23 protein-coding genes are annotated in these 22,245 nt (G+C 70.4%); 16 read left to right on the forward strand and 7 right to left on the reverse strand.

From position 1 onward, the window contains the following. The first annotated feature begins 55 nt into the window (after positions 1-55). Genes AB0G63_RS19440 through AB0G63_RS19450 form a run of 3 tightly spaced genes read left to right on the forward strand, consistent with a single transcriptional unit; the run spans position 56 to position 1,349 of the window. The gene (locus tag AB0G63_RS19440; RefSeq protein WP_360751529.1) at positions 56-436 is read left to right on the forward strand and encodes a TadE family protein; all 381 of its coding nucleotides are present in this window, start codon (positions 56-58) and stop codon (positions 434-436) included. Beyond that, entirely contained in the window at positions 436-882 is a 447-nt protein-coding gene (locus AB0G63_RS19445) for a TadE/TadG family type IV pilus assembly protein (protein ID WP_360751531.1), read from the forward strand. The genes AB0G63_RS19440 and AB0G63_RS19445 overlap by 1 nt, the downstream gene beginning before the upstream one ends. Beyond that, positions 879-1,349 (forward strand): pilus assembly protein TadG-related protein, encoded by a 471-nt coding sequence (locus AB0G63_RS19450; RefSeq protein WP_360751533.1) that lies wholly within the window; start codon positions 879-881, stop codon positions 1,347-1,349. The genes AB0G63_RS19445 and AB0G63_RS19450 overlap by 4 nt, the downstream gene beginning before the upstream one ends. A 22-nt stretch (positions 1,350-1,371) precedes the next feature. Here the strand turns inward: AB0G63_RS19450 and AB0G63_RS19455 are convergent, their stop codons facing one another. After that, on the reverse strand, positions 1,372-1,725 hold the full coding sequence (locus AB0G63_RS19455) for a hypothetical protein (RefSeq protein ID WP_360751536.1): 354 nt from the start codon (positions 1,723-1,725) through the stop codon (positions 1,372-1,374). An 80-nt stretch (positions 1,726-1,805) separates the two neighbouring features. Between AB0G63_RS19455 and AB0G63_RS19460 the strand changes: the two genes are divergently transcribed. The 6 genes from AB0G63_RS19460 (at position 1,806) to AB0G63_RS19485 (ending at position 9,564) form a co-directional block, all read left to right on the forward strand. Further along, the gene (locus tag AB0G63_RS19460) at positions 1,806-2,453 is read left to right on the forward strand and encodes a hypothetical protein (RefSeq protein ID WP_360751538.1); all 648 of its coding nucleotides are present in this window, start codon (positions 1,806-1,808) and stop codon (positions 2,451-2,453) included. 55 nt (positions 2,454-2,508) lie between these two features. Next, positions 2,509-2,955 carry a hypothetical protein gene (locus AB0G63_RS19465; RefSeq protein WP_360751540.1) on the forward strand — a complete coding sequence of 149 codons (447 nt, stop codon included), beginning with the start codon at positions 2,509-2,511 and terminating at the stop codon, positions 2,953-2,955. An 88-nt stretch (positions 2,956-3,043) separates the two neighbouring features. Further along, on the forward strand, positions 3,044-3,523 hold the full coding sequence (locus AB0G63_RS19470) for a hypothetical protein (RefSeq protein WP_360751543.1): 480 nt from the start codon (positions 3,044-3,046) through the stop codon (positions 3,521-3,523). A gap of 83 nt (positions 3,524-3,606) precedes the next feature. Further along, complete coding sequence (locus AB0G63_RS19475; protein ID WP_360751545.1) at positions 3,607-8,094, forward strand: RHS repeat-associated core domain-containing protein; 4,488 nt, start codon at positions 3,607-3,609, stop codon at positions 8,092-8,094. 176 nt (positions 8,095-8,270) lie between these two features. Continuing rightward, the gene (locus AB0G63_RS19480) at positions 8,271-8,621 is read left to right on the forward strand and encodes a hypothetical protein (RefSeq protein ID WP_360751548.1); all 351 of its coding nucleotides are present in this window, start codon (positions 8,271-8,273) and stop codon (positions 8,619-8,621) included. 334 nt (positions 8,622-8,955) lie between these two features. Next, positions 8,956-9,564, forward strand: a complete 609-nt coding sequence (locus AB0G63_RS19485) for a hypothetical protein (RefSeq protein ID WP_360751551.1) — start codon at positions 8,956-8,958, stop codon at positions 9,562-9,564. A gap of 154 nt (positions 9,565-9,718) precedes the next feature. Here the strand turns inward: AB0G63_RS19485 and AB0G63_RS19490 are convergent, their stop codons facing one another. From AB0G63_RS19490 to AB0G63_RS19500, 3 genes are all read right to left on the reverse strand, one after another. After that, positions 9,719-9,871, reverse strand: a complete 153-nt coding sequence (locus AB0G63_RS19490; RefSeq protein ID WP_360751554.1) for a hypothetical protein — start codon at positions 9,869-9,871, stop codon at positions 9,719-9,721. Between the two features lie 67 nt (positions 9,872-9,938). Further along, on the reverse strand, positions 9,939-10,157 hold the full coding sequence (locus AB0G63_RS19495) for a DUF397 domain-containing protein (protein WP_360751557.1): 219 nt from the start codon (positions 10,155-10,157) through the stop codon (positions 9,939-9,941). Between the two features lie 8 nt (positions 10,158-10,165). Then, on the reverse strand, positions 10,166-11,017 hold the full coding sequence (locus AB0G63_RS19500) for a helix-turn-helix transcriptional regulator (protein WP_360751560.1): 852 nt from the start codon (positions 11,015-11,017) through the stop codon (positions 10,166-10,168). A gap of 240 nt (positions 11,018-11,257) precedes the next feature. On the opposite strand from AB0G63_RS19500, the gene AB0G63_RS19505 reads away from it, so the two are divergent. From AB0G63_RS19505 to AB0G63_RS19525, 5 genes are all read left to right on the forward strand, one after another. Then, the gene (locus tag AB0G63_RS19505; protein WP_360751563.1) at positions 11,258-11,665 is read left to right on the forward strand and encodes an ATP-binding protein; all 408 of its coding nucleotides are present in this window, start codon (positions 11,258-11,260) and stop codon (positions 11,663-11,665) included. A gap of 90 nt (positions 11,666-11,755) precedes the next feature. Further along, positions 11,756-14,692, forward strand: a complete 2,937-nt coding sequence (locus AB0G63_RS19510; protein WP_360751565.1) for a BTAD domain-containing putative transcriptional regulator — start codon at positions 11,756-11,758, stop codon at positions 14,690-14,692. Positions 14,693-14,718: 26 nt separating this feature from the next. Further along, complete coding sequence (locus tag AB0G63_RS19515; protein ID WP_360751568.1) at positions 14,719-15,447, forward strand: A24 family peptidase; 729 nt, start codon at positions 14,719-14,721, stop codon at positions 15,445-15,447. Between the two features lie 77 nt (positions 15,448-15,524). Further along, the gene (gene mqnC, locus AB0G63_RS19520; RefSeq protein WP_324786338.1) at positions 15,525-16,724 is read left to right on the forward strand and encodes a cyclic dehypoxanthinyl futalosine synthase; all 1,200 of its coding nucleotides are present in this window, start codon (positions 15,525-15,527) and stop codon (positions 16,722-16,724) included. Between the two features lie 7 nt (positions 16,725-16,731). Next, positions 16,732-17,190, forward strand: coding sequence for a hypothetical protein (locus AB0G63_RS19525; RefSeq protein ID WP_360751570.1), 459 nt, complete (start codon positions 16,732-16,734; stop codon positions 17,188-17,190). 208 nt (positions 17,191-17,398) lie between these two features. Here AB0G63_RS19525 and AB0G63_RS19530 read toward each other — a convergent pair whose 3' ends face one another. Beyond that, a complete protein-coding gene (locus AB0G63_RS19530) occupies positions 17,399-18,418 on the reverse strand; it encodes a chitinase (RefSeq protein ID WP_360751573.1) in 1,020 nt (339 codons plus the stop codon). Between the two features lie 704 nt (positions 18,419-19,122). On the opposite strand from AB0G63_RS19530, the gene AB0G63_RS19535 reads away from it, so the two are divergent. Continuing rightward, a complete protein-coding gene (locus AB0G63_RS19535; RefSeq protein WP_360751575.1) occupies positions 19,123-19,818 on the forward strand; it encodes a demethylmenaquinone methyltransferase in 696 nt (231 codons plus the stop codon). A gap of 43 nt (positions 19,819-19,861) precedes the next feature. Here AB0G63_RS19535 and AB0G63_RS19540 read toward each other — a convergent pair whose 3' ends face one another. Further along, a complete protein-coding gene (locus AB0G63_RS19540) occupies positions 19,862-20,200 on the reverse strand; it encodes a PASTA domain-containing protein (protein WP_360751578.1) in 339 nt (112 codons plus the stop codon). 112 nt (positions 20,201-20,312) lie between these two features. Beyond that, positions 20,313-20,819, reverse strand: coding sequence for a GNAT family N-acetyltransferase (locus tag AB0G63_RS19545; protein WP_360751580.1), 507 nt, complete (start codon positions 20,817-20,819; stop codon positions 20,313-20,315). A gap of 98 nt (positions 20,820-20,917) precedes the next feature. Here AB0G63_RS19545 and AB0G63_RS19550 point away from each other — a divergent pair, with 98 nt between their 5' ends. Next, positions 20,918-22,234, forward strand: a complete 1,317-nt coding sequence (locus tag AB0G63_RS19550; protein ID WP_360751582.1) for a geranylgeranyl reductase family protein — start codon at positions 20,918-20,920, stop codon at positions 22,232-22,234. Positions 22,235-22,245: the final 11 nt, after the last annotated feature.

The following is a 22,245-nucleotide window of genomic DNA, read 5'->3' on the forward strand; positions in this document are numbered from 1 at the left end:
AGCTCGATGGACACGCCGCCGGGTGGAGGCCGCCTCCGCCCGCGGTGACTCCGGCATGACCGCGATCGAGTTCGTGCTGCTCACGCCGGTGCTGTTCTTCATGATCTTCGCCACGGTGCAGTTCGCCCTGTACTTCTTCGCCGACCACGTGGCGCAGGCGGCGGCCCAGGCCGGCGCCCGCAAGGCCCGTGCCACGGCGCACGACCAGCCGGGGGCGTGGCGCGGCGAGGCGCGGACCGTGGTCGACAGCTACATCGGCCAGCTCGGCCCGCAACTCGTGCTGTCGCCGGACGTGACCATGCTCCAGCCGGACCAGAACACGGTGGGCGTGGAGATCTCCGCCCGGGTGCCGACCGTGTTCCCCGGGCTGGACCTGACGGTGCACGCGCAGTCGGAGGGGCCGGTGGAACGATTCGTACGGGAGGACGGGAACTGATGCCGTCGTCCTGCCCGGAGACGCGCCGTCGGCAGCGGCCCGGTGACGAACTCGTCGACGACCGTGGGCTGTCCACCGTGGAGGTGGTGATCCTCGCCCCGGTGATGATCCTGTTCATTCTGGTGCTGGTGGCGTTCGGCCAGCTGGTCGACGGCCGCGGCGCGCTCGACGGCGCGGCGCGCGACGCGGCCCGCGCGGGCTCGATCCAGAAGGATCACGCGACCGCGATGGCGGAGGCGAGGAAGGCGGCCGAGGCCGACCTCACGGATGTCTGCTCGGGCCCGGTGACCGTGGTGCAGACCAGCCAGGGCTTCGAGTCGGACACCATCTTCACGGTCGAGGTGAGCTGCCGGGTGCGCGGCCTGGCGATGCTGGGCCTGGACGTGCCCACGACGCTGACGGCGAGCTTCAGCTCGCCGCTGGACCCGTACCGGAGGACGGCGTGAGGGACCGCTGGGAACGGGTGCGTGGCTGGCTGTCCTCCCGCTACGCCCGCCTGGACGACCGCGGCTCGGGCGCCGGCGCGGTCATCATCTTCGCGCTCGTCTTCCTGTCGCTGTCGGCCTTCGTCATCGACGGCGGCATGTCCATCTCGAAGCGGGAACGCGCCGCCGACATAGCGGAACAGGCCGCCCGTTACGCCGCCCAGGACATAGACCGGGAGGCCCTTTACGACAACCAGGGCGGCCCGGCGCCGATCAACTACGAGAACTGCGACGCCCGCGTCAAGGCGTTCGCCCGCGAGATGGACATGTCCGGTCCGGACGTCGCCGCGACCCACTGCGTGGCGGCCGACGCCCAACGGGTCCAGGTCGAGGTGCAGTTGACGTACGCGCCGGTGTTCACCGGGATGTTCTACGGCGGGGACGTGGTCGTGCACGGGCAGGCGGTGGCCGAGAACGAGGTCGGCTGACCCCGCGCGGCCGGTCAGCCGCTCAATCGGCCTGACTGTGCCCCTTGCCCCCGCCGCCGACCTTCCGCTCCTCCTCCTTGACCCCGTCGCGGACCTTCTTGGCGAGGTCGACGTCGAGCTTCTTGAACTCGCGGACCACGGCGTCGGACATGTCGGCGAGCGCGTCGAGCTGCTGGGTGATGTCCTCGCGGCCGTCCTCCCAGTTGGACTCGAAGTCGTCGAGGGCGTGGTTGACGCTGCTGTCGCCGATGTCGTCCTTGTAGGACTCGAAGAGTCTCTTGGTGTGGTTCAGCCGCGTCTTGAGGGAGCGCAGCCGCTTGCCGTAGTCCTCGAGCTCGCTCAGCGGCAGCGCGAGGTCGCTCTTGCCCTGGCCCATCCGCACATCCCCCGGTCTCGTAGTCTGGGCGGCACCGTACAACGAAACCACGTCCACACACGGGGAGAACCGGACACGTCATGGCCCGCTACATGGAGACGCTCACGGTCGAGCGCGGAGGCTTCCGGATCAAGGTGCCGGAGTCGTGGTGGGAGTTCGACGTACGGCCGGAGTCGCGTGACGACTCGATCCGCCGCATGGTCGACGAACGGGTCGCCCAGCAGCCGGAGTTGGCGTCGTACCGCGACACCTACGTCACCTTCCTGCGGAAGGCGGCCGCGGACGCGTGGAAGTCGGGCGCGCTGTACTGCGGTTGCATGGCGGAGAACTTCGGCGGGGACACGCCGATCACCGGCTCGGTGACGGTGTCCCTGGTCGGCGGCCGCACCCGCGACGGGGCGCCCCTGTCGACCGACCCGTCCGCGATCGCCGCCGGCCTGGCGCCCAAGGAGGCCAAGAAGGACGGCGACTCCTGGCGCAAGGTGACGACGGTCGACATCCCCGGCGTGGGCGCGGCGGCGCGTACCTACGGCATCGAGGACGTCGCCGTACCGGACGACAGCCTGGGCCGCACGATCCGCGCGGTGCTGATGCAGACGTTCATCCCGGTCCCCGGCCAGGAGGGCAAGGTCGCGCTGGTGGCGGGCAGCAGCCAGGTCCTGGACCTGGCGGACTCGTTCTTCGACATCTTCGACGCGATCACCTCGACGTTCCGGTTCACGGGCTGAGCTGGGGGCGGATCTCTTCCGCTGCCGGAGGCCGAAGCGGGATACGGCGGGGAGAATGATGGAAGCGGACATCGAATCGCGGTTCCGCAGTGCCGGCCTGGACGTGGTCGGCTGGTTCACCGGGAGTGGCGGGCCATCGGTCACGGAAGCGTTCCACAAGGTCGTCCACATCGATGCCGAGCCCGTCGAGCGCATTCCACGGCGTGCGGCCGGCGCCGCTCAGCGTGTCGACGAAGCATGGAGGGACCATGCGCGCCGTGGCGACGTGCTGTCTGACGACCGTTCGTTTCTGGTTGCCGTCGGCATGGACCACGGCTGGTTGCGCGTGAGGATGACCGATGACGCCGATGTGACGGCCTTGGTGGATCCGCAGGGGGAGTTGCTCTTCATCGCTCGGTCGCTGAGCGGACATCGCGTCTGTGCGGCGAGTGCTGAAGGAGACGAGTACTGGATCCTCGAAGCGGACTTCCGCGAGCAAGGCGCGGACGGTGACGCGACCTGATCTGGTCCCAGGACCCGGCGGCGAATCCGCACTCCGATCCCTGGGGCATCTGATTCGGCCGCGCTCGGCCGGAAGGCGCTGATGAGCGATGACATCCGACTACGACTGGGAGACGGGCGAGGGCCTGTCGGGCATCGACGATCCAGCCGCGGTCGACGCCGCGTTCGCGCGTGGTGAGCAGCATCTCGGCACGGCGGTGATCGGGTTGGCGTTCACCTGTCCGCCGGCGGTGGCGTCGCCGCGGATCGTGCGGGCGATGCGCGTGCTGGACGCCTCTCGGAGAGAACCGGCATTCACTGCGGCGGGCGTCGTCGCGCGCCTCCACGGCGAGCTCACGCCGGATCTGTACGCCGCACTGCGTGACGAAGGTGCCGGTGGTGTCGCCGAGAACGCGATCAGGGACACGCTGACGTATGTGTGGTTCCGGAAGCTGCCGCCGTGGTTCAAGTGGCGATGGCTGCTGGCATCGGTGCGGAACACGCTGCAGGGCTGGTGGCTCCGCGCCCGAGATGCGGTCGAGGAAGCCCGGCAGGCCGTGCGTGGGCGTTCCACGCCGGGCTCGGTCTGATCTTCTCCTCGTCGAACTGTCGTGCCGTGTAAGTTCACGTGTGCATACGGGTGTTGATGGTGCGCATGTGACGGGGGTTGCAGATGGCGGGGCACCGGCCGCACGACTGGCATGTCCTGGACCTGGAGAAGGATCCGACGCCGGGCGACCCCGAGCGCGTACGGACGCTGGCCCGGACGCTTCACGACTTCGCGGACGACGTGTCCGAGGCGTTGCGGGTCGTGAAGGGGATGGCGGAGGAGGACGCGGCCCTGCGGTGGGCCGGGAAGTCCGCCGAGGTGTTCAAGGAGGAGTTCTCCGGCGTCCCGAAGAACCTCAAGAAGCTGAAGAAGTCGTACGACCTGTGCGGCGACGCGCTGGCCGCGTACTGGCCGAAGCTGGAGCGGGCGCAGGCGCTGGCGGACAAGGCGCTGGCGAAGGCGCGCGAGGCGCGGGACAACCTGTCGTCGGCGCAGTCGCGGCTGGCGTCCGCCGACTCCTGGGTGACCCGGGCCACCAAGGAGGCCGACAAGTACAAGGACGACCCGACCGGCAGCAAGTCGGACGCCGACAAGCCGGACGAGTCGAAGGTCCGCGCCGCGACGCGGGACGTGCAGCACGCCAAGTCCGCCCATACGAAGGCCCAGTCGGACGTCTCCGACGCGCAGGATGCCCTGTCCGCGGCGAAGAAGATGGCCGAGGACGCCCGCAAGATGCGCGAGGAGGCGGCGCGGGAGGCCAAGCAGAAGATCGACGAGGCCTCCGACGCGGGGATCCAGAACCGGTCGTGGTGGGAGGAGGTCGGCGACTGGTTCGAGGACAACTGGGACACCATCGTCACGGTCTGCAAGGTCGTCGTCGCGGTGGTCGGCATCATCGCGATGATCATCGGCGGCCCGATCCTGGGCGCGATCGTGCTGATCGCGGCGCTGGTGGTGCTCGCCGACACGCTCTACAAATACTCCAAGGGCCAGGCGTCCTTGTGGGACGTGGGATTCGCAGCACTGGACTGCATACCCGGCATGAAGGGCCTCACGACTCTGGGCGGGCTCGCCAAGGGGCTCAAGGGCGGCCTTGCGGCGATGAAGGACCTCAAGACCATGGGGCTCGCCCTGCGCGGCCTCGGCAAGAACGCCCGAGGCATGCTCGCGGACGGGGCCAAGGGCGCGTACAACCGCGTGAGGAGCGTTGTCAAGTCAAAGGGCAGCGACCCGATCGACATGGCCACCGGCGTGATGTATCTGCCGGAGACCGATGTCGCTCTGCCCGGGAACCTGCCGTTCGCCTTCCTCCGCCGGGCCGCCTCGGATTACCGCTGTGGCTGGTGGTTCGGACCCTCGTGGTCTTCCACCATCGACCAGCGGCTCGAGATCGATGAACAGGGCATCGTGTTCGTCACCGAAGACGGGCTGCTCCTTGCCTACCCCCACCCCACAGGGCTGGACGACCCGGTGCTTCCCGAAGCCGGTCCTCGCCAACTCCTGATCCGCCTGCCCGACGGCGGCTACCGCATCGATGACCTCACCAGCGGGGTCAGCCGTACTTTCGACGCCCCCTTCGCCGGCATCGCCCTGCTGAAGCGGGTGCAGAACCGCATCGGTGCAGCCGTCGACTTCGAGTACGACGCCGACGGCACACCGCTCTCCATCCGCCACTCGGGCGGCTATCAGCTCGCGTTTTCGGTCGCCGACGGACGGGTCACGGCCCTGCGTCTGATCGGGGCGGGTGCGGACGGAGACGATGTGACCGTGCGCGGATACGCGTACACGGACGGTTGCCTCACCGCGGTCCGCAACGCCGCCGGTGCCGAGATGAGGCTCACCTACGACGACCGGCACCGCATCACGTCCTGGACCGACCGCAACGGCCGCAGTTACTCATATGCGTACGACGGCGCGGATCGCTGCGTGGCCGAGGGAGGCGAGGCGGGACACCTCGCCCTCACTCTCGACCACGACGGCAGGGACCCGGCCTGGCCCGGTACGAGGATCACCACGGTCACCACCGCCGAAGGCGCCGTCAGCAAGTACGTCGTCAACGAGAGCAGCCAGGTCGTCGCGGAGATCGACCCGCTCGGTGGCACCGTCCACCACACCTGGGACGAGCACCATCACCCACTGTCCACGACGGACGAGCTGGGGCACACCACCCGGAGGGCATACGACGGCCTCGGCCGTCTTCTGAGCGTGCAGCGTCCGGACGGTACGACGATCCGGGCCGAGTACGACGCTCAGGGCAACCTGGTCGGCATCACCCGCCCGGACGGGCTGACCCAGCACCGTCGGTACGACGCTCGCGGCAACTGCGTCGCGATCACCAAACCCGGAGGCGCCACGACTCGGTACACCTATGACGACGCCGGTCACCTGTCCTCGGTCACCGATCCCACGGGACGGACCACACGCGTGCGGTGCGACGCCGCGGGCCGGGCCGAGTGCGTCACCGACCCGTCGGGGGGTGCCACCCGCTACACCCACGACGCCTTCGGCCGGGTCGTGAGCGTCACCGATCCGCAAGGCCGCACGACCCGCACGGATTGGAGCCCGGACGGCGAACTGCTGCGTCGGACGGCACCGGACGGATCGGCGGAGGTGTGGACGTACGACGGCGAGGGCAACCGGATCAGCCACACGGGCCCCCTCGGCGCGGTGACCCGGTTCGAGTACACCCACTTCAACCTGCTCGCCGCGCGGACATCCCCGGACGGCGTCCGTCACGGGTTCGAGTACGACGCCTCGCTGCGGCTGGTCAGGGTGAGCCGCTCGGACGGGCGGTGCTGGAGCTACGAGTACGACGTCGCGGGACGGCTCACCTCGGAGACCGACTTCGACGGCCGCACCCAGGCCTACCGCCGTGACGCCAAGGGCCAGGTCGTCGTCCGGACCAACGCACTCGGGCAGACTGCCCGCATCACCAGGGACGTCTTCGGGCGCATGGTCGCCAAGGACGCGGAGGGGGCGGTCAGCACCTACGCCTACGACCTGAACGACCGGCTGTACCGGGCCGAGGGCCCGCACGCGACCGTGGCACTCGTGCGCGATGCGGAAGGCCGGGTGATCTCCGAGACCGTCAACGGCAGAACCAGCACCTTCTCCTACGATGCTGCCGGCCGGCCCCTGAGCCGCACCACGCCCACCGGCGTGACCAGCACATGGCTCCACGACGACCGGGGTGACCTGGCACGAACCCGCACGGCGGGCCACACCCTCGACTTCGGTTACGACACGGCCGGGCGACTGCTGTCTCTTGGTGTGGACGAGGCGATGTCGTTGACGCGTGTGTACGACGACCTCGGAAGAATCACAGAACAGGCGGTGGTCACCGGAGACGGACGGAGCGTACGTGATCGTTCGTACCGCTACCGTGCCGACGGGCACCTGATCGGGACCGTGGAGCCGGACGGCCTCAGCCGGACGCTCGAACTGGACGAAGCCGGTCGCACCATCGCCGTCCGGGCCGAGGACTGGACGGAGTCCTACGGCTATGGCGCCGACGGATCCCAGACAGCAGCCGTCTGGCCGACCCGGCACCCTGGCCAGGCGGCGGTCGGCGGCCGTGACCTGGCGGGCACCCGGCTGATACGGGCGGGGAACACCCGCTACCACTACGACGATCAGGGACGTGTCGTCCGCAAACACCGCGCGCGTCTCTCTCGCAAGCCGGAAACGTGGACGTACACGTGGGACGCCGAAGACCGGCTCACCGCGGTCCGTACCCCTGACGGCACGCTGTGGCGGTACCAGTACGACCCGATGGGCCGGCGCATCGCCAAACAGCGCCTGGACGCGGACGGCGCGGTGGCGGAGCAGACCGACTTCACCTGGGACGGGACCTCGCTCTGCGAACAGCTCACCCGCAGCACCGGGCAACCGCATGCCGTGGCACTGTCCTGGGAGCACGACGGCGTGCGCCCGATCACCCAGACCGAACGGATCCTCACCGCCACGCGTGAGGAGATCGACGCACGCTTCTTCGCCATTGTCACCGACCTGTCGGGCGCGCCCACCGAACTGATCGGCCGGGACGGCGATGTGGCCTGGCAGGCCCGGAGTACAGCGTGGGGAGTGACCGCCTGGCACGGAGGGAACAGCGCGTACACACCCCTGCGTTTCCCGGGCCAGTACTACGACCCCGAAAGCGGTCTGCACTACAACTTCCACCGCTACTACGACCCCGAGACGGCCCGCTACGTCACCGCCGACCCGCTCGGTCTGGGCCCCTCGCCCAACCCCTACCTCTACTGCCTCGATCCGTGGCTCTCCTCGGATCCGTTCGGGCTCTACGAGATCGGCAAACCGGACGCCGCCAGCCAGGCGGGCAATCTGCCTCTCATAGCAGACAAGATTGCTGCTCACGGCGACATCAAGGCGCGTGGGATTCCGGGAGTCGATGACCTGGACGTGCCGGAATACCTGGAAGACATGATGACCGGCTCACCAGGGTTCCGTATGCGCAGCACCCCGTCGGGTATCCCTCGTTTCGCCTGGTGGGACGATGCCACCGGGACGATGCTGATCCGCGAAGGCGACAAGGGAACCTTCATGCAGCCCGACGGTGGTTACGAGTACTTCCTGAAACAGTTGAAGGAGTGAGCGGTATGACGGGGCGGGGCCGGAAGCGGGCACCGTACGACGTGTTCCGGGGCGCCCCGGAAACCAGAGCGGCGTGGGGTGAACTGACGCGGCCGGTACTCGATGCGATCGCGGAATGCGACGCGGACCGGCTGGAGGTCGAGAGGGCGCGGGTCGCACCCCACATACGCGAGAAGATGACGACTCCCGTGTATTCGGTGGCCGACCGTTTCGCGTCCTGGGAGCGCCTGGTACGCCGGACGGAACGGGACTGGTCGAGCGACGACTTCTACCCCATCAGCGCCTACGGCAACGACCTGGACTCCCGTGACGCGTTGGAGGAGTTGATGCGTGCCATGCCGGCGGAAGCCCGCGACGGTGTTCTCGGGCAACTCCTGGCGCGCCTGGACGCCCGGTTCCGCGCGGTCACCGTCCCTGACCCGGAGCGCACACTGAGCCCCTGGGTCCGCCCGACGACCGACAAGCCTGAACCGGAACTCGGCGAGTGGTGGAAACGCCGCCCCGTGCATGCCCCTTGGGACGACTGAGCGCGGTGACGGCCGGCGCGGGTCGCACCTCACATACGCGAGACGATAACGGCTCCCGTGTATTCGGTGGCCGACCGTTTCCTGGCCCGCCTGGCCGCCGCCTTCCACGCGGCCGCCACCTCCCTGAAGGGGATATGGGCGATATTTACCGTAAACTCTCTTTTAGTTCCTTCGTGCTGCCCAGCGAGTCGAAATGCAATCGCCGGCACTCGCCTCGGTATCCCCCCGTGCACGTCATCGGAGGTCATCTGCTCAAAGATTACTGGGCAGTTGACCTCAGGGTTTCGTGGTAGCGTCCTTGTCCGGAGGGACAGTGCAACCTGAAAGGGAAATCGTGAACACGGAGAAGATCGCCGCTCGCCGCCTCTCGCTGGAAGAGGTGACGAAGCTCGACGTGAAGGACAGGATCTTCGTTTCCGCCGACACGGCAGAACTCAAACTTCCCGACTGTTATGTCCCTGCTTTTCTGACCAAGTCCGGTGAGCTTTTCGAGGGCGGCTCGATCACGGCGAGGACCGTATTCCAGGAAGAGGTCTCCTGCCTTCCCGACGACGAGAATGAAGCCGGAATCTACGTGGCTGACGAGAGTGGCTCGGTGACCATCGAGGTACTCCAGTCCGCCGGTGTCGTACTGGACCTGGCGCTTTTCGTCCCTGGTGGGGACAAGGGGGCCCTCACGGCCCTTTACGCTGCGGCTCGGCAGGCGTTCGGCGCCGACATCGTGCAGATCTGGCGCCAGAGCCTCAAGGAGGTTCCCGACGTGAAGGTCGACATCTTCGAGGAGCAGATTCCCCGGGGGCGCAAGGGAGGCGACAGCCCCAAGCGTGACCGTCGCGCGATCGACACCTACCCCACCCGTGCGGACTTCATCGAGTTCTCCGCGGGGTGGAAGCCGGTCGTTGAGATTCACAGGCCGATTGTTGACGACACCCCGACCATTTGAGGCGGCGTTACCTCTCGGTCCTGGTCCGAGGGAGCGCTGAGAAGTTCCACTCGATGACCTCGTGAGGCAGTCCGCCTGACCGAGATCGAACCCTGAAGCTGTTCTGCGACAGCTCTCAGGGCTTCGGCGTAGTCGAGTGACGCCCGCTTCGTGCTCAGGCGAGGCCCAGGAGCGTGAGGGGCCGGCGGGCGTCACGAGCATTACGGCGACGGCCGGAGGCGATGTTCTTCGCGCCGTTCAGTCGCAGGGCGCCGACCGCGATGTCGCGCCAGGTCGCCCTGGCGCGGGTGCGCTGTCGGTCCGCCACCGCGCACGCGGTTCTTCAGGGCCGTCGTGGACGACTTCGTGGAGTTGTCCGGGACGGCCGGTCCGCCTCAGCGCGGGACGTGAGTGACCGCGTCCCGGAAGACGCCTTCCTTCAGGGCGTCGACGAACGCAGTGAAGGAAGGGGAAGGCAGGGAGAGGGTGCCCTTGGCCGGGTCCTTCGAGTCGCGTATGGCTATGTGGGTATGGCGGTTCGCTATCTCCACGCAGGCGTTGCCTTCGCCGCCGCCGGAGTAGGAAGACTTCCGCCAGGTGTCGGGGGTGGCCATGGTGTGCCTCACAGCTCCTTCGCCAGCCGCTCGATGAAGTCACGTGAGCGCCCGGGCTCCAGTGACACTGCCTCCACTCTACGGAAGAGTGTTCGGAAGCGGCCGAGTTGGGCTTCGGCGTCGACGAATACGGTTCCGTGGGGTCCGTCGCGTACCACGGTGTCCAGTTGGGGGACCGGCCCGCCCGCGTACACCATGGCGCTTCCGGCTCCGGCGAAGCCGGTCAGACCGAAGGGGATGACGCGCACGGTGATGTGGTCCGCTTCGGAAAGCTCCAGGACGCGGGTGAGTTGAGCCCGTGCGGCAGCGCGGCTGCCGACCATGATGCGCAGTGCCGCTTCGTGGATCACTGTCCTGTACGGCGTGGCGCTGGGGCGCTCGATGATGACCTTCCGCCTCATGCGGTGTTCCACCCGGCGCTCCAACTCGGTCTCGGGAAAGTCCGGGTTCATGTAGGAGAAGAGCGCCCGTGCGTAGTCCTCGGTCTGGAGGAGGCCAGGGATGTGCAGGAAGTCCACATCCCATCGGTAGGCCGCGTGGTGCTCCAGCTCGGACAGGTCCAGGAACGACGTAGGCAGGTGGCCCCGGTACTCCTCCCACCAGCCGGTGGTGCGATCGGAGGCCATCGCTGCCAGCGCCTCGACCAAGTCGACGTCTGAACAGGCGTAGTGGGCGGCGAGCCGTCGGACGCGTTCCTCGCTCACGCCTGCCGTACCGAACTCGATCTGGCTCACCTGCGCCGAGTCCGTACCGAGCAACGCGGCGGCCTCGCGCCCCTTGAGCCCGGCAGCCTCTCGCAGTTTCCGCAGCTCAGCGCCCAGACGTTGCTGGCGGGCGGTGGGTTCTTTCCTGCGCGCCATGGTTTCCTTCCCGGCGGCCCTGACTTCCCTGATGCGGCACCTCGTTGGGGTGGAACACTATGGCAGCGACTTGCGGGGTCCCAAATTGTGGCCCTACTGTCGGTGACGCGCCGCACACGCTGAGAAACCCCGGGGCCGGAAGCGCACCGCTCCGTCGTGCCGTGACGGCTGCGGCACTGCCACCGTCCGCCGCCGTGGTGTGGCCCGCCGAACATCCCTTTCTCTCGCAGGAGTTCCGTCATGCCTGAAAACGAGCCGTGGGAGTACTCCCTCTACATCCCGAACGACCCCCGCGCCGTCACCGTCTGCCGCCGTACCCTCCGCCTGATCCTGACCATGCACGGCCTCATCCGGCTGGTCGACACCGCGGAGCTGCTCGCTACAGAGCTGGTCTCCAACTCCGTACGCCACACCAAGGGGCCCGCGGCGCTGCGGGTGCGCTGGTCGGCCGGTGTGCTGCGGATCGGAGCGTGGGACGCGAGCCCTGAACCGCCGCAGCCGTCGGGGTCGTTGGAGCAGCTCGCCGGGGCGGAGGAGGGGCGGGGGCTCGCTCTGGTCCGGGCCTGCTCCGACCTGTGGGGGTGGCAGCCGTTGGCCAGGGACGGGAATCGTGGGAAGTACGTGTGGTGTGACCTCGTCGCGGCGTAGGCCCCGTTCGGAATCCATAAGATCTCGGTAGGCTCGGTACACCCCCACACCGCCGTCAACTCCTCCCACACCAAACCCAGGAAACCCGCCATGCCGCGACGCCGCACCTCAAGTCCGACGGGCTCCTCGACGGTCCCGAGGAACCGCACCCCGCAGCCCGTGCGCGTGCGGCGGCGCAGCTTCGGGGACTTCGTCAAGGCGTTCCTCGCGTTCGTCGCGTTGGTGGTCCTGGTCGTCGGAGTGCCGGGTGCGCTGGCCGTGTTCGTGGGGTGGCCGTTGCCGCACGGGGCGCCGAAGCTGGAGTGGCTCCAGCAGGAGATCACCGTCACGACGTTCCTGCACATCCTGACGGTCGTGGTGTGGCTGGCCTGGGCGCAGTTCACCGCGTGCGTGCTGGTGGAGGTCAAGGCCGCGCTGTCCGGCATCGGCGTCCCGGGGCGGGTGCCCGGCGCGGGCCCCAGCCAGTTGCTCGCCCGCCAGCTCGTCGCCGCCCTGCTGCTCGTCGGGGCCACCGCCGCCGGCCTCACGCCGGGGCTCTCGCAGCTCGGGCACGGCCTGGAGGGCGGCCACCAGCCCGCCGTCGCCGCCGCCCAGGCGACCCCGGGACTGTTCGCGCAGCAGCAGGAGCAGGCCGCCGACACCGCCGCGGCCCTCGCCGAACAGGCCTCGCACGCCGCCGCGCAGGCCGACGGCGGCAGCGGCGCCCGGCAGCACGGCGACACGAAGTACTACCGGATCCAGCCGCCGGAAGGGCGTCACCACGACTCCCTCTGGGAGATCGCCCAGCGCCACCTCGGCGACGGGCGCCGGTACAAGGAGATCTACGAGCTCAACAAGGACCGCGTCCAGCCCGACGGCTCCAGGCTCTCCGAGGCCAGCCTGATTCGGCCCGGCTGGATCATGGAGATGCCCGGCGACGCGCACGGCGGCGAACTCGTCGAGATGCCCGACCCGGGCGCCGACGTGTCGCCGGAAGTTCAGCAGCAGATCCACGACTACGCCAAGAGCGGGGATCACGCCCAGCCCGCCGGGCAGCACGGCCGGCAGGTGTCCGTGCCCGAGCAGCGGCCCGCCGCCGACGCGCAGCCCCGCGAGCACGCCGCCCCGGCCGCCGACCGGGCGACTCAGGAGTCCGACCACTCCTTCGGGCTTCCCGAAGCCCTCCTCACCGCACCTCTCCTCGCCGCCGGTCTTCTCGGCGCCCTCGGACGCCGTCGCCGGCAGGCGCTGTGGCAGTCGGCGCTCGGCTCGGCCGGCGGCCGGCGCGGCATGGAGCCGCCCACGCCCACCGGTGACGCCGCCGACGCCCAGGACGCCCTCCTCGTCGGCGCCGACCCCGAGGCCGTACGGCTCCTCGACCGGTCCCTGCGCGGGCTCGCCGCCCAACTCGCGGCAGAGTCAAGGCCGTTGCCGACCGTCTACGCGGCCTGGCTGACGGGCGGCGACCTTCACCTTCAGCTCGCCCAGCCCGCCGGGAAGCCGCCCGCGCCCTGGCAGCTCGGGCAGGACCAGACGTTCTGGATGCTGGCCCGCGCCGACGCCGAGCGGTACGAGGACGCCGACACCGCCGCCCCGTACCCCGGCCTTGTCAGCCTGGGCACCATGGACGACTCGCGGCTGTTGCTCAACCTGGAGTCCGTGCCCGGCATCGTCTCCCTCAGCGGGCGCGAGGCCGACCGGGCCGCCGTGTTCGCGTCCGTCGCCGCCGAACTCGCCACCAACGGCTGGTCGGACCGCATGACGATCACCCTCGTCGGGTTCGGCGAGGACCTCACCCCGCTCGCGCCCAACCGGCTGCGGCACCTCGACGGCGTCGACGCCCTCATAGAGACGATGGAAGCGGAGACGCCTCAGCGGCGCGGTGCGCTGGGCGCGGCCGGGCACGACTCGGTGCTGACCGGCCGCACCGGGCCCGCGCAGCACACCCGTTGGGCCCCGCACCTGGTCCTGCTCGCCGCCCAGCCGTCCGCCGAGGACGCCGTCAAGCTCGCCGAACTCGCCGCCGACGCGAGCCGCTTGGGCATCGGCTACCTCGTCGGCACCGAGACCGGCGAGCTGCCCGGCGCCGCCTGGGAGATGGAGATCACCGGCGAGGGCAAGCTCCTCGCGCCGCTGCTCGGCCTCGAACTGGAGGCGCAGCTCCTGCCGGTCGCCCAACAGCGCGCCGTCGTCGAACTGTTCGTCGAGGCCGACCCGGAGCACGACCCCGACGGGCCCACCACCACCCCGCCGTTCCTCGTCGACATCAGCGAGCAGGGGCGGCCCGCGGTGTACGCGCGTCTGGTCGGGCCGTACGAGATCATCGGCCTCGACACCCCGGACGGCGAGCGCAGCGCCCTGCTGCACGAAGCCCTCGCGCTGCTGCTGCTGCACCGCGAGGGCGTGCACCCGCGCGTGCTGTCGTCCGCGCTGTGGCCGCGCGGAGTCACCCCGGACGTGCGGGACGCGCTGCTGGAGCGGCTGGGCGCCTGGCTCGGCACCGACCCGGACGGCAGCCCCCGGCTGCGCACCGACGAGACCGGGCGGCTCACGCTCGCCAAGTCCGTCGTCTCGGACCTGGACGTGCTGCGCTCGCTGTACCACGAGGCCACGCAGGGCAAGGGCGTCGACAGCCGGGTCGTGCGCGGCCGGCTGCTCACCGACGCGCTGGTGCTGGTGCGCGGGCCGCTGCTCGCCGACCGGCCCGAGGGCCGCTACCGCTGGCTCACGCACGAGATCGTCGATGCCCAACTGCCGCTGCTGGTGGCGGACATCGGGCTCGCCCTGTCCGCGTTCCACCTGGAGAAGGACCGCGCGGAGCGGGCCATCGAGGCGCTCGACGCGGCCCTGAACTCCGCGCCGGGTGACGAGCGGCTGTGGCACGAGCTGCTGCGCGCCACCCACGCCACCGGCGACCCGGAAAGGCTGCGCGCCGTCGCCGCCGACCTGGTGGGCCGCAGCGGTGCGCGGGGCCTGCCGCCGCGCACCGAGGCGCTGCTCGACGAGCTGCTGCCGTCGTGGCGCACCGGCACCGCCGCGGTGGGATGAGCACGGCCGGGATGAGCGCGGCTGCGATGAGCACGGTCGCGCTGGTCGCCGTCGCCGCGCTGTGGGGTGCGGCGGCGGGGGCGCTGCTGCCCCGGGCCGCGTACCGGTTCTCGGTGCCGGCGGGGGAGCCGTGGCGGTCGGAGTGCCCCGGCACGCATCCGGTCGGCGGGTGGGCCGGACCGGCCCGCTGCGGGGCGTGCGAAGGCGCCAACGCGTCCTACGGCTCCCGTACCCCGGTCCCCGTCACCGCCCTCGTCTGCGCCGCGCTCGCCGCCGTCACCGGCACCCGGCCCGAACTCGCCGTCTGGCTGCTGCTCGCGCCCGTCGCGGTGCTGCTGGCGGTGGTCGACGTGCGGGTGCAGCGGCTGCCCGACCCGCTCACCCTCCCGCTCGCGGGCGCCGCGCTCGCCCTGCTCGGCGCCGCCGCGCTCGTGCCGGAGCACGCCGGCGACTGGCTCACCGCGCTGTACGGCGCCCTGGCGCTCGGCGGCGCGTTCTTCGTGCTGTTCCTCGTCAACCCCGGCGGCATGGGCTTCGGCGACGTGAAGCTGGCGGTCGGCCTGGGCGCGGCCCTCGGCTGGTACGGCTGGCCGACGCTGATGCTCGGCACGTTCGCCGCCTTCCTGCTGGGCGCCCTGTACGGCGGCGCGCTGGTGGCCCTGCGGCGGGCCGGGCGCAAGACGGCGATCCCGTTCGGCCCGTTCCTGATCACGGGAGCCTTCCTGGGCCTGCTGATCGGGGCGTACACGGCCTGACGTCGGCCGCCCGACACCGCTGACGTAGGCTGGTCCGGTCCGTCCACACCCCTGACGACTCTGCGAAAGGGACGCCGGTGACCGAGAAGGCCGACCTTCAGTCCGTCCTCGACCGTGCCGCCGCCGGTGGGCGGATCACCCCCGAGGAGGCGCTCGCCCTCTACCGGGACGCCCCGCTGCACGCGCTCGGCGCGGCCGCCGACGCCGTACGCCGCCGGAAGTACGCGGGCATCGAGCACATCGCGACGTACATCATCGAGCGCAACATCAACTACACGAACGTGTGCGTCACCGCGTGCCGGTTCTGCGCCTTCTACGCCGCGCCCAAGGACACCGAGAAGGGCTGGACGCGCGACCTCGACGACATCCTGCGCCGGTGCGCGGAGACCGTCGAACTCGGCGGTACGCAGATCATGTTCCAGGGCGGGCACCACCCGGACTACGGCGTCGAGTACTACGAGAAGCACTTCGCCGCCATCAAGAAGGAGTTCCCGGAGCTGGTCATCCACAGCCTGGGCGCATCCGAGGTGGAGCACATGGCCCGCATCAGCGGGGTCTCGGTGGAGGAGGCCATCACCCGCATCCACGAGGCGGGCCTGGACTCGTTCGCGGGCGCCGGCGCCGAACTGCTGCCCGAGCGGCCGCGCAAGGCCATCGCCCCGCTGAAGGAGAGCGGCGAGCGCTGGCTGGAGATCATGGAGGCGGCGCACCGGCTGGGCGTGGAGTCGACGTCGACGATGCTGATGGGCACCGGCGAGACCAACGCCGAGCGCATCGAGCACCTGCGGATGATCCGGGACGTGCAGGACCGCACCGGGGGCTTCCGGGCGTTCATCCCGTACACCTACCAGCCCGAGAACAACCACCTCAAGGGCCGCACCCAGGCCACGATCTTCGAGTACCTGCGGATGATCGCCATCGCCCGGCTGTTCCTGGACAACGTCCAGCACATCCAGGGCTCTTGGCTGACGACGGGCAAGGAGGTCGGGCAACTGTCGCTGCACTACGGCGCGGACGACCTCGGCTCGATCATGCTGGAGGAGAACGTCGTCTCCTCGGCCGGCGCCAAGCACCGCTCCAACCGGCTGGAGATCATCGACCTGATCCGCAAGGCCGGGCGCGTCCCCGCCCAGCGGTCCACCACCTACGAGCACCTCGTCGTGCACGACGACCCGGCGAACGACCCGGTCGACGAGCGGGTCGTCTCGCACATCTCCTCGACGGCGATCGAGGGCGGCACCGCGCACCCCGAGCTGAAGATCCTCGCCTCCAACTGACGTAACCGTGCTGACCATTCACGCGGCGGACGACGTCCGCCCCAGCTGGGACGAGGGCGCCGAGCCCGTCGAGGACGGCGCCGTCGTGGTGTCGGGCACGCGCGTCGAGGCGGTGGGGCCGTTCGCCGCCCTCCTCGAACGCCACCCGGACGCGCGGGTACGGCGCTGGCCCGGCGTCCTCGGGCCGGCCCGGGTCCACGAGGGCCCGCTGCCGGACGCCCCGAGCCCGCGCGAGCGCATCCACGCGGTGCTGAAACTCGGCGCGACCGCGGTCACGGAGGAGCACGCCGCCTCGCCCGAACTGCGGGCCGCGGCCGAGCGCAACGAGGTGCGCGTACTGTCCGCGACGCCGGCGCCGGTTCCCCGCGTCGAGCCGGGGGCTCGCGCCGATCTCGCCGTCTTCGACGACACCGGCGCGTGCCTCGCCACGGTGTGCGCGGGCCGCCTGGTCCACCGCCGACGCTGAGCGCTCCGCCGGCGGTGCCGCGCCGTGCCGGGCCGGGAGGGCCGTGCCGTGCCGTGCCGTGCCGGGCCGTGCCGGGCCGTGCCGGGCCGTGCCGGGCCGTGCCGGGCCGTGCCGTCGACCGTCTGCCGCGCCGTCGTGGCCGGTCGCGCAGTTCCCCGCGCCCCTTTATCTTCTGACGCTGCCGAACCGCAGGGGCTTCGCGACCCGCTCAGCGTGCGAGCGCCCTGCCGAAGGCGCCTGAGCTCTGCTTCACGCCGCTGCAGTCGGTGGCCGCCTTGCCGGACGCCGCAGCGCCGCCCGGGCACTGCTGGTCCCGGAACGTCGACCACATCGACACCCAGGCGATCTTCTTCTCCTCCGCGAACGTTCGCACCTGCGCCGCGTCGGCGAGCGTGAACGTCTCACCGGCCACGTCGTTGACGCCGATCATCGACGTCAGCGCCATGCCCTGCCAGGCCGCCGCGTCGGACAGCTCGAACACCTCTTTCAGCTGCGCGTGCGCGGCCTCGGCGGCGGCGACGGCGTAGTCGCCCATGTCGCCGGTGTACGAGGTGCCGTAGTTCATGGTCATCAGGTTCACCGTGGACACCTGCACGTCGTGCTCGTTCGCGGACCGCAGGACCGCCAGGCTGCGGTCGTCCAGGCCGGACGGCATGACCGGGAGGGTGAAGGTGACCTCCAGGCCGGGCCGGTCCTGCTGCAGCTTCGCTATCGCCTGCGAGCGCAGGGCCATCGAGCCGGCGTCGGACAGCTGGTCGCCCTCGACGTCGAAGTCGGCCTTCGAGGCGCCCGCCGCGTCCAGCGCCTCGCCGTAGGCGTCGGCGAGCGCGGCGGCGCTGTCGCAGTCCGACGCCAGTTCCTTGCCGGCGGCTCCGCCGAAGGAGACGCGGACGCCGGCGCCGTTCGCCTTCAGCTGCGAGATCCGGGTCTTCACGGCCGGGTCGCCGATGGCCTGCGTGCCGTTCCACTTCGGGGTGCAGCCACTGCCGGAGGAGAGCACGAAGGCCAGGTTGTAGGTCGCCGGGGAGCCGGCGGAGTCGTTCTCCGAGGATCCCGTGGCGCCGACGTACGGGGCGTACCCGTCGGCCGACTCCGCGGCCGGGGCGCTCGCCCGTTCCGACGGCCTGGGAGCCGAGTCCGTGATGCCGTTGGAGGCCGCGGAGCAACCCGTCGTGGCCAGGGCGAACAGACAAGTGAACCCGGCCGCCGGCTTCAGGAAACTCCGCATGGGACACGCACCCTCTCGTGATGTTCGGTCATATGGAGGTCTTCGGTGATCTTCGGTGGTCTTCGGTGATCTTTGATGGTCTTCGATGGTCTTCGATGTGCGCGGAATGCATTCCGTGCCTGCCGTCGAAAGCCGCACGTCCGAAGCCACACATCCGAAGCCACACATCCGAAGCCGCGCGTCCGAGCGTGGTCGCCGCCGCGAACGCGGCAACGGGGCCGTCGCAAACGCGGCAAGATCCTCGACGACAGCCCGACCCCCACGTTGACCTGTCCTACCGGCGATGCCCGGGGCGACCGGGAGATGGCGCGGACCCGGCTCGCGCTCGCGGGCGCGGCCGGCATCACGACGACGTTGTTCCGGGCACCCTACTCCGCGGAAAAGGACGCCAACGACAGTCACGGGCGGCCCGGTCGGCGGTGTCCGGCCCCCCCGACCGGTCTGCGCGTCCCGCCGGTGCCGGCGGCCGGGTCTACACCCCGCAGCACGGGTACTCGGAGTACGCCCGGGTGCTCCCACCGACGCCGGGGCGGAGGAGGAGAAGCCTCCGCCTCGGCCCCGGCCCCGGTCCTGAGCGTCGTGACCGTGCTGCCGTACCGCTGTGCCTGCCGCTGTGCCCGCCGCTGTGCGGCCGGGCGGAGGACGTGGCGGCCGCGCGGGAAGCCCCGGCTCCTGCCGTGACGGCGTACTGCAACAATGGGCGCGTGACCCGCGCATCCCTGGACAAGCAGCCGCACGAAGTTGCCTCGATGTTCGACAACGTGGCCGAACGGTACGACCTGACGAACGACGTCCTGTCGCTCGGCCAGGACCGGCGGTGGCGCAAGGAGGTCGCCAAGGCGGTCGACGCGCGCCCCGCTCAGAAGGTCCTGGACCTGGCGGCCGGCACCGGGACGTCCTCGCTGCCCTTCGCGCGGACCGGCGCCTACGTCGTCCCGTGCGACTTCTCCCTGGGCATGCTCCGCGTCGGCAAGAAGAACCACTCGTGGCTGCCGTTCACGGCGGGCGACGCCACGAGACTGCCGTTCCGGGACGACACCTTCGACGCGGTGACGATCTCCTTCGGGCTGCGCAACGTACGGGACTTCGACGCGGCCCTGCGCGAGATGCACCGGGTGACCCGGCCCGGCGGGCGCGTCGTCATCTGCGAGTTCTCACATCCGACCTGGGCGCCCTTCCGCACCGTCTACACCGAGTACCTGATGCGCGCCCTGCCGCCGGTGGCGCGCGCGGTCTCCTCGGCCCCGGACGCCTACGTCTACCTCGCCGAGTCCATCCGCGCCTGGCCCGACCAGGCCGCGCTGGCCGGGCACCTGCAGAAGGCCGGCTGGTCGAAGGTGGCCTGGCGCAACCTCACGGGCGGGGTGGTCACCCTGCACCGGGGATTCAAACAGGGCTGATCACGGGCTGATCAAGCCCTGATCACGGGCTGATCAGGGCTGATCAGACAGGGCTGGCGACGGTGGACGGATCGCCGGGCTCGTCGAGTTCGCGTCGCAGTCCGCCCCCGGGCGGCCGCGGCACGCGCGGCTCGTGCACCCCGGCGCCTCCGCCGCCCTCTCCCGGCCCGAAGTCGAACCACACGTAGACCACGGAGTCCCGCGGGACCTCGCCGCCCGGCGGCGGGTACTGCCGGACGACGTAGTCGACGGGGGTCCGGCGGAAGTCGGGCCGGTCCGGGGCGTTCAGGAACAGGCCGCACGCTGCTGCGGTCTCGCGGGCGTCCATGGCCATCAGTCCGACAAGCCGCGGTACGCGCACTTCGGGTGTTACGGGCGTCATGTGCACAGATGTCACCCCCAGCGGTACTGGCAGGGTAACTCCGTCCCGGTGCCACCCGGAAGCGCTGCGTGTTTGTCTGTGACAGTCGGTCACCCAGGGTGACAGGTCGCGGTCACAGATCCAGCCGGTAGCAGCGTCCCTCCCGCTGCGAGGCCGGCGTCGTGAAGACCTCGGCGAGGCGCATGCCCAGCCGTTCGATCACCGCGACCGAGCGCTTGTTGTCGGACAGCACCATCGCCACCACGCTGGGCACGCCCGTCGCGCGCAGCCGCTCCAGCGTCATCTGCGCGGCCGCGGTCGCGTATCCCTTGCCCCAGTGCTCCCGTCCGAGCCGCCACCCGATCTCGATCTCGCCCGTGGGGCCCCAATCCTGCGGCCACGGCTGTGCGCCGGTGAAGCCGATGACCCGCCCGGACGCGTCGAGCATGGTCCACAGACAGAAGCCCAGCTCGGCGTCGTGCCGGCGCTGGCGGGCGGTCAGCTCCTCGTAGACCGACAACTCGGCGGGCTTGCCGCCGTGGAACTCCATGACGTCCGGATCGTCGAAGATCCGGTGCCAGGCGACGGCGTCCTCGTCGGTGGGGACGCGCAGTCTGACGACGGGCAGAGCACGGTTCACGGGGCAGCCCTTCAGCCGGGTGATCGATACCGCTGAATAGACTGCCCATGTCCCGTGCCCCTCGGCACACAGATTTTCGAACTTGGGGAGATCCCGCCGTGACCGCCGTGACCGAGCCCCACTCCGAGCCCGTTTCCGAGCCCTTTTCCGACAACACCGCCGATGTGATCGTCGTGGGCGCGGGCCCGGCCGGTTCCACGACGGCGTACCACCTGGCGAAGGCCGGACTCGACGTCCTGCTGCTGGAGAAGACCGAGTTCCCGCGCGAGAAGGTGTGCGGCGACGGACTCACCCCGCGCGCGGTCAAACAGCTGGTGGCGATGGGCATCGACATCTCCGAGGAGGCCGGCTGGCTGCGCAACAAGGGCCTGCGGATCATCGGCGGCGGGGTCCGGCTCCAGCTGGACTGGCCCGACCTCGCCTCCTTCCCCGACTACGGCCTGGTGCGCAAGCGCGACGACTTCGACGAGCAGCTCGCCCGCAACGCCCAGAAGGCGGGCGCGCGCCTCTACGAGCGCTGCAACGTCGGCGCCCCGATCGTCGACGACCGCACCGGCCGCATCACCGGCGTGCACGCCAAGCTGGGTGAGGAGAAGCGCCCGGTCACCTTCCACGCCCCGCTGGTGGTCGCCGCCGACGGCAACTCCAGCCGCCTGTCCCTGGCGATGGGCCTGCACCGCCGCGAGGACCGCCCGATGGGCGTGGCGGTCCGCACCTACTTCACCTCCCCGCGCCACGACGACGACTACCTGGAGTCCTGGCTGGAGCTGTGGGACCGCCGCGGCCCCCAGGACCGTCTGCTGCCCGGCTACGGCTGGATCTTCGGCATGGGCGACGGCACGTCCAACGTCGGTCTGGGCGTACTGAACACCTCCGACTCCTTCAAGGAGCTGGACTGGCGCGAGGTGCTGAAGGCGTGGTGCGCGTCCATGCCGGAGGACTGGGGCTACACGCCGGAGAACATGACCGGCCCGATCCGCGGCGCGGCCCTGCCGATGGCCTTCAACCGTCAGCCGCACTACACCAAGGGCCTGCTGCTGGTCGGCGACGCCGGCGGCCTGGTCAACCCCTTCAACGGCGAGGGCATCGCCTACGCCATGGAGTCCGGCCAGCTCGCCGCCGACGTCGTCGTCCAGGCGCACGCGCGGGCCACGCCGGCAGGGCGCGAACTGGCCCTCCAGCGCTACCCGCGCGTCCTCAAGGACACCTACGGCGGCTACTACACGCTCGGCCGCGCCTTCGTGAAGCTCATCGGCAACCCGAAGGTCATGCAGATCGCCACCCAGCGCGGCCTGACCCACCCGCTGCTGATGAAGTTCACCCTCAAGCTCCTGGCGAACCTCACCGACCCCACGGGCGGCGACGCGATGGACCGCATCATCAACGGCCTGAGCAAGGTGGCGCCCAAGGCGTGACTCAGCCGCTC

The sequence above is a fragment of the Streptomyces sp. NPDC020996 genome (assembly GCF_040641355.1).
Classification (GTDB): Bacteria; Actinomycetota; Actinomycetes; order Streptomycetales; family Streptomycetaceae; genus Streptomyces.

Coding starts and splice junctions, on each gene's coding strand:
- AB0G63_RS19515 (WP_360751568.1), top strand. CDS start 14,719: ATGAGCACGGTCGCGCTGGTCGCCGTCGCCGCGCTGTGGGGTGCGGCG.
- AB0G63_RS19505 (WP_360751563.1), top strand. CDS start 11,258: ATGCCTGAAAACGAGCCGTGGGAGTACTCCCTCTACATCCCGAACGAC.
- AB0G63_RS19455 (WP_360751536.1), bottom strand. CDS start 1,725: ATGGGCCAGGGCAAGAGCGACCTCGCGCTGCCGCTGAGCGAGCTCGAG.
- AB0G63_RS19530 (WP_360751573.1), bottom strand. CDS start 18,418: ATGCGGAGTTTCCTGAAGCCGGCGGCCGGGTTCACTTGTCTGTTCGCC.
- AB0G63_RS19465 (WP_360751540.1), top strand. CDS start 2,509: ATGATGGAAGCGGACATCGAATCGCGGTTCCGCAGTGCCGGCCTGGAC.
- AB0G63_RS19475 (WP_360751545.1), top strand. CDS start 3,607: ATGGCGGGGCACCGGCCGCACGACTGGCATGTCCTGGACCTGGAGAAG.
- AB0G63_RS19540 (WP_360751578.1), bottom strand. CDS start 20,200: ATGACGCCCGTAACACCCGAAGTGCGCGTACCGCGGCTTGTCGGACTG.
- AB0G63_RS19445 (WP_360751531.1), top strand. CDS start 436: ATGCCGTCGTCCTGCCCGGAGACGCGCCGTCGGCAGCGGCCCGGTGAC.
- AB0G63_RS19495 (WP_360751557.1), bottom strand. CDS start 10,157: ATGGCCACCCCCGACACCTGGCGGAAGTCTTCCTACTCCGGCGGCGGC.
- AB0G63_RS19480 (WP_360751548.1), top strand. CDS start 8,271: ATGACGACTCCCGTGTATTCGGTGGCCGACCGTTTCGCGTCCTGGGAG.
- AB0G63_RS19470 (WP_360751543.1), top strand. CDS start 3,044: ATGACATCCGACTACGACTGGGAGACGGGCGAGGGCCTGTCGGGCATC.
- AB0G63_RS19440 (WP_360751529.1), top strand. CDS start 56: ATGACCGCGATCGAGTTCGTGCTGCTCACGCCGGTGCTGTTCTTCATG.
- AB0G63_RS19500 (WP_360751560.1), bottom strand. CDS start 11,017: ATGGCGCGCAGGAAAGAACCCACCGCCCGCCAGCAACGTCTGGGCGCT.
- AB0G63_RS19460 (WP_360751538.1), top strand. CDS start 1,806: ATGGCCCGCTACATGGAGACGCTCACGGTCGAGCGCGGAGGCTTCCGG.
- AB0G63_RS19510 (WP_360751565.1), top strand. CDS start 11,756: ATGCCGCGACGCCGCACCTCAAGTCCGACGGGCTCCTCGACGGTCCCG.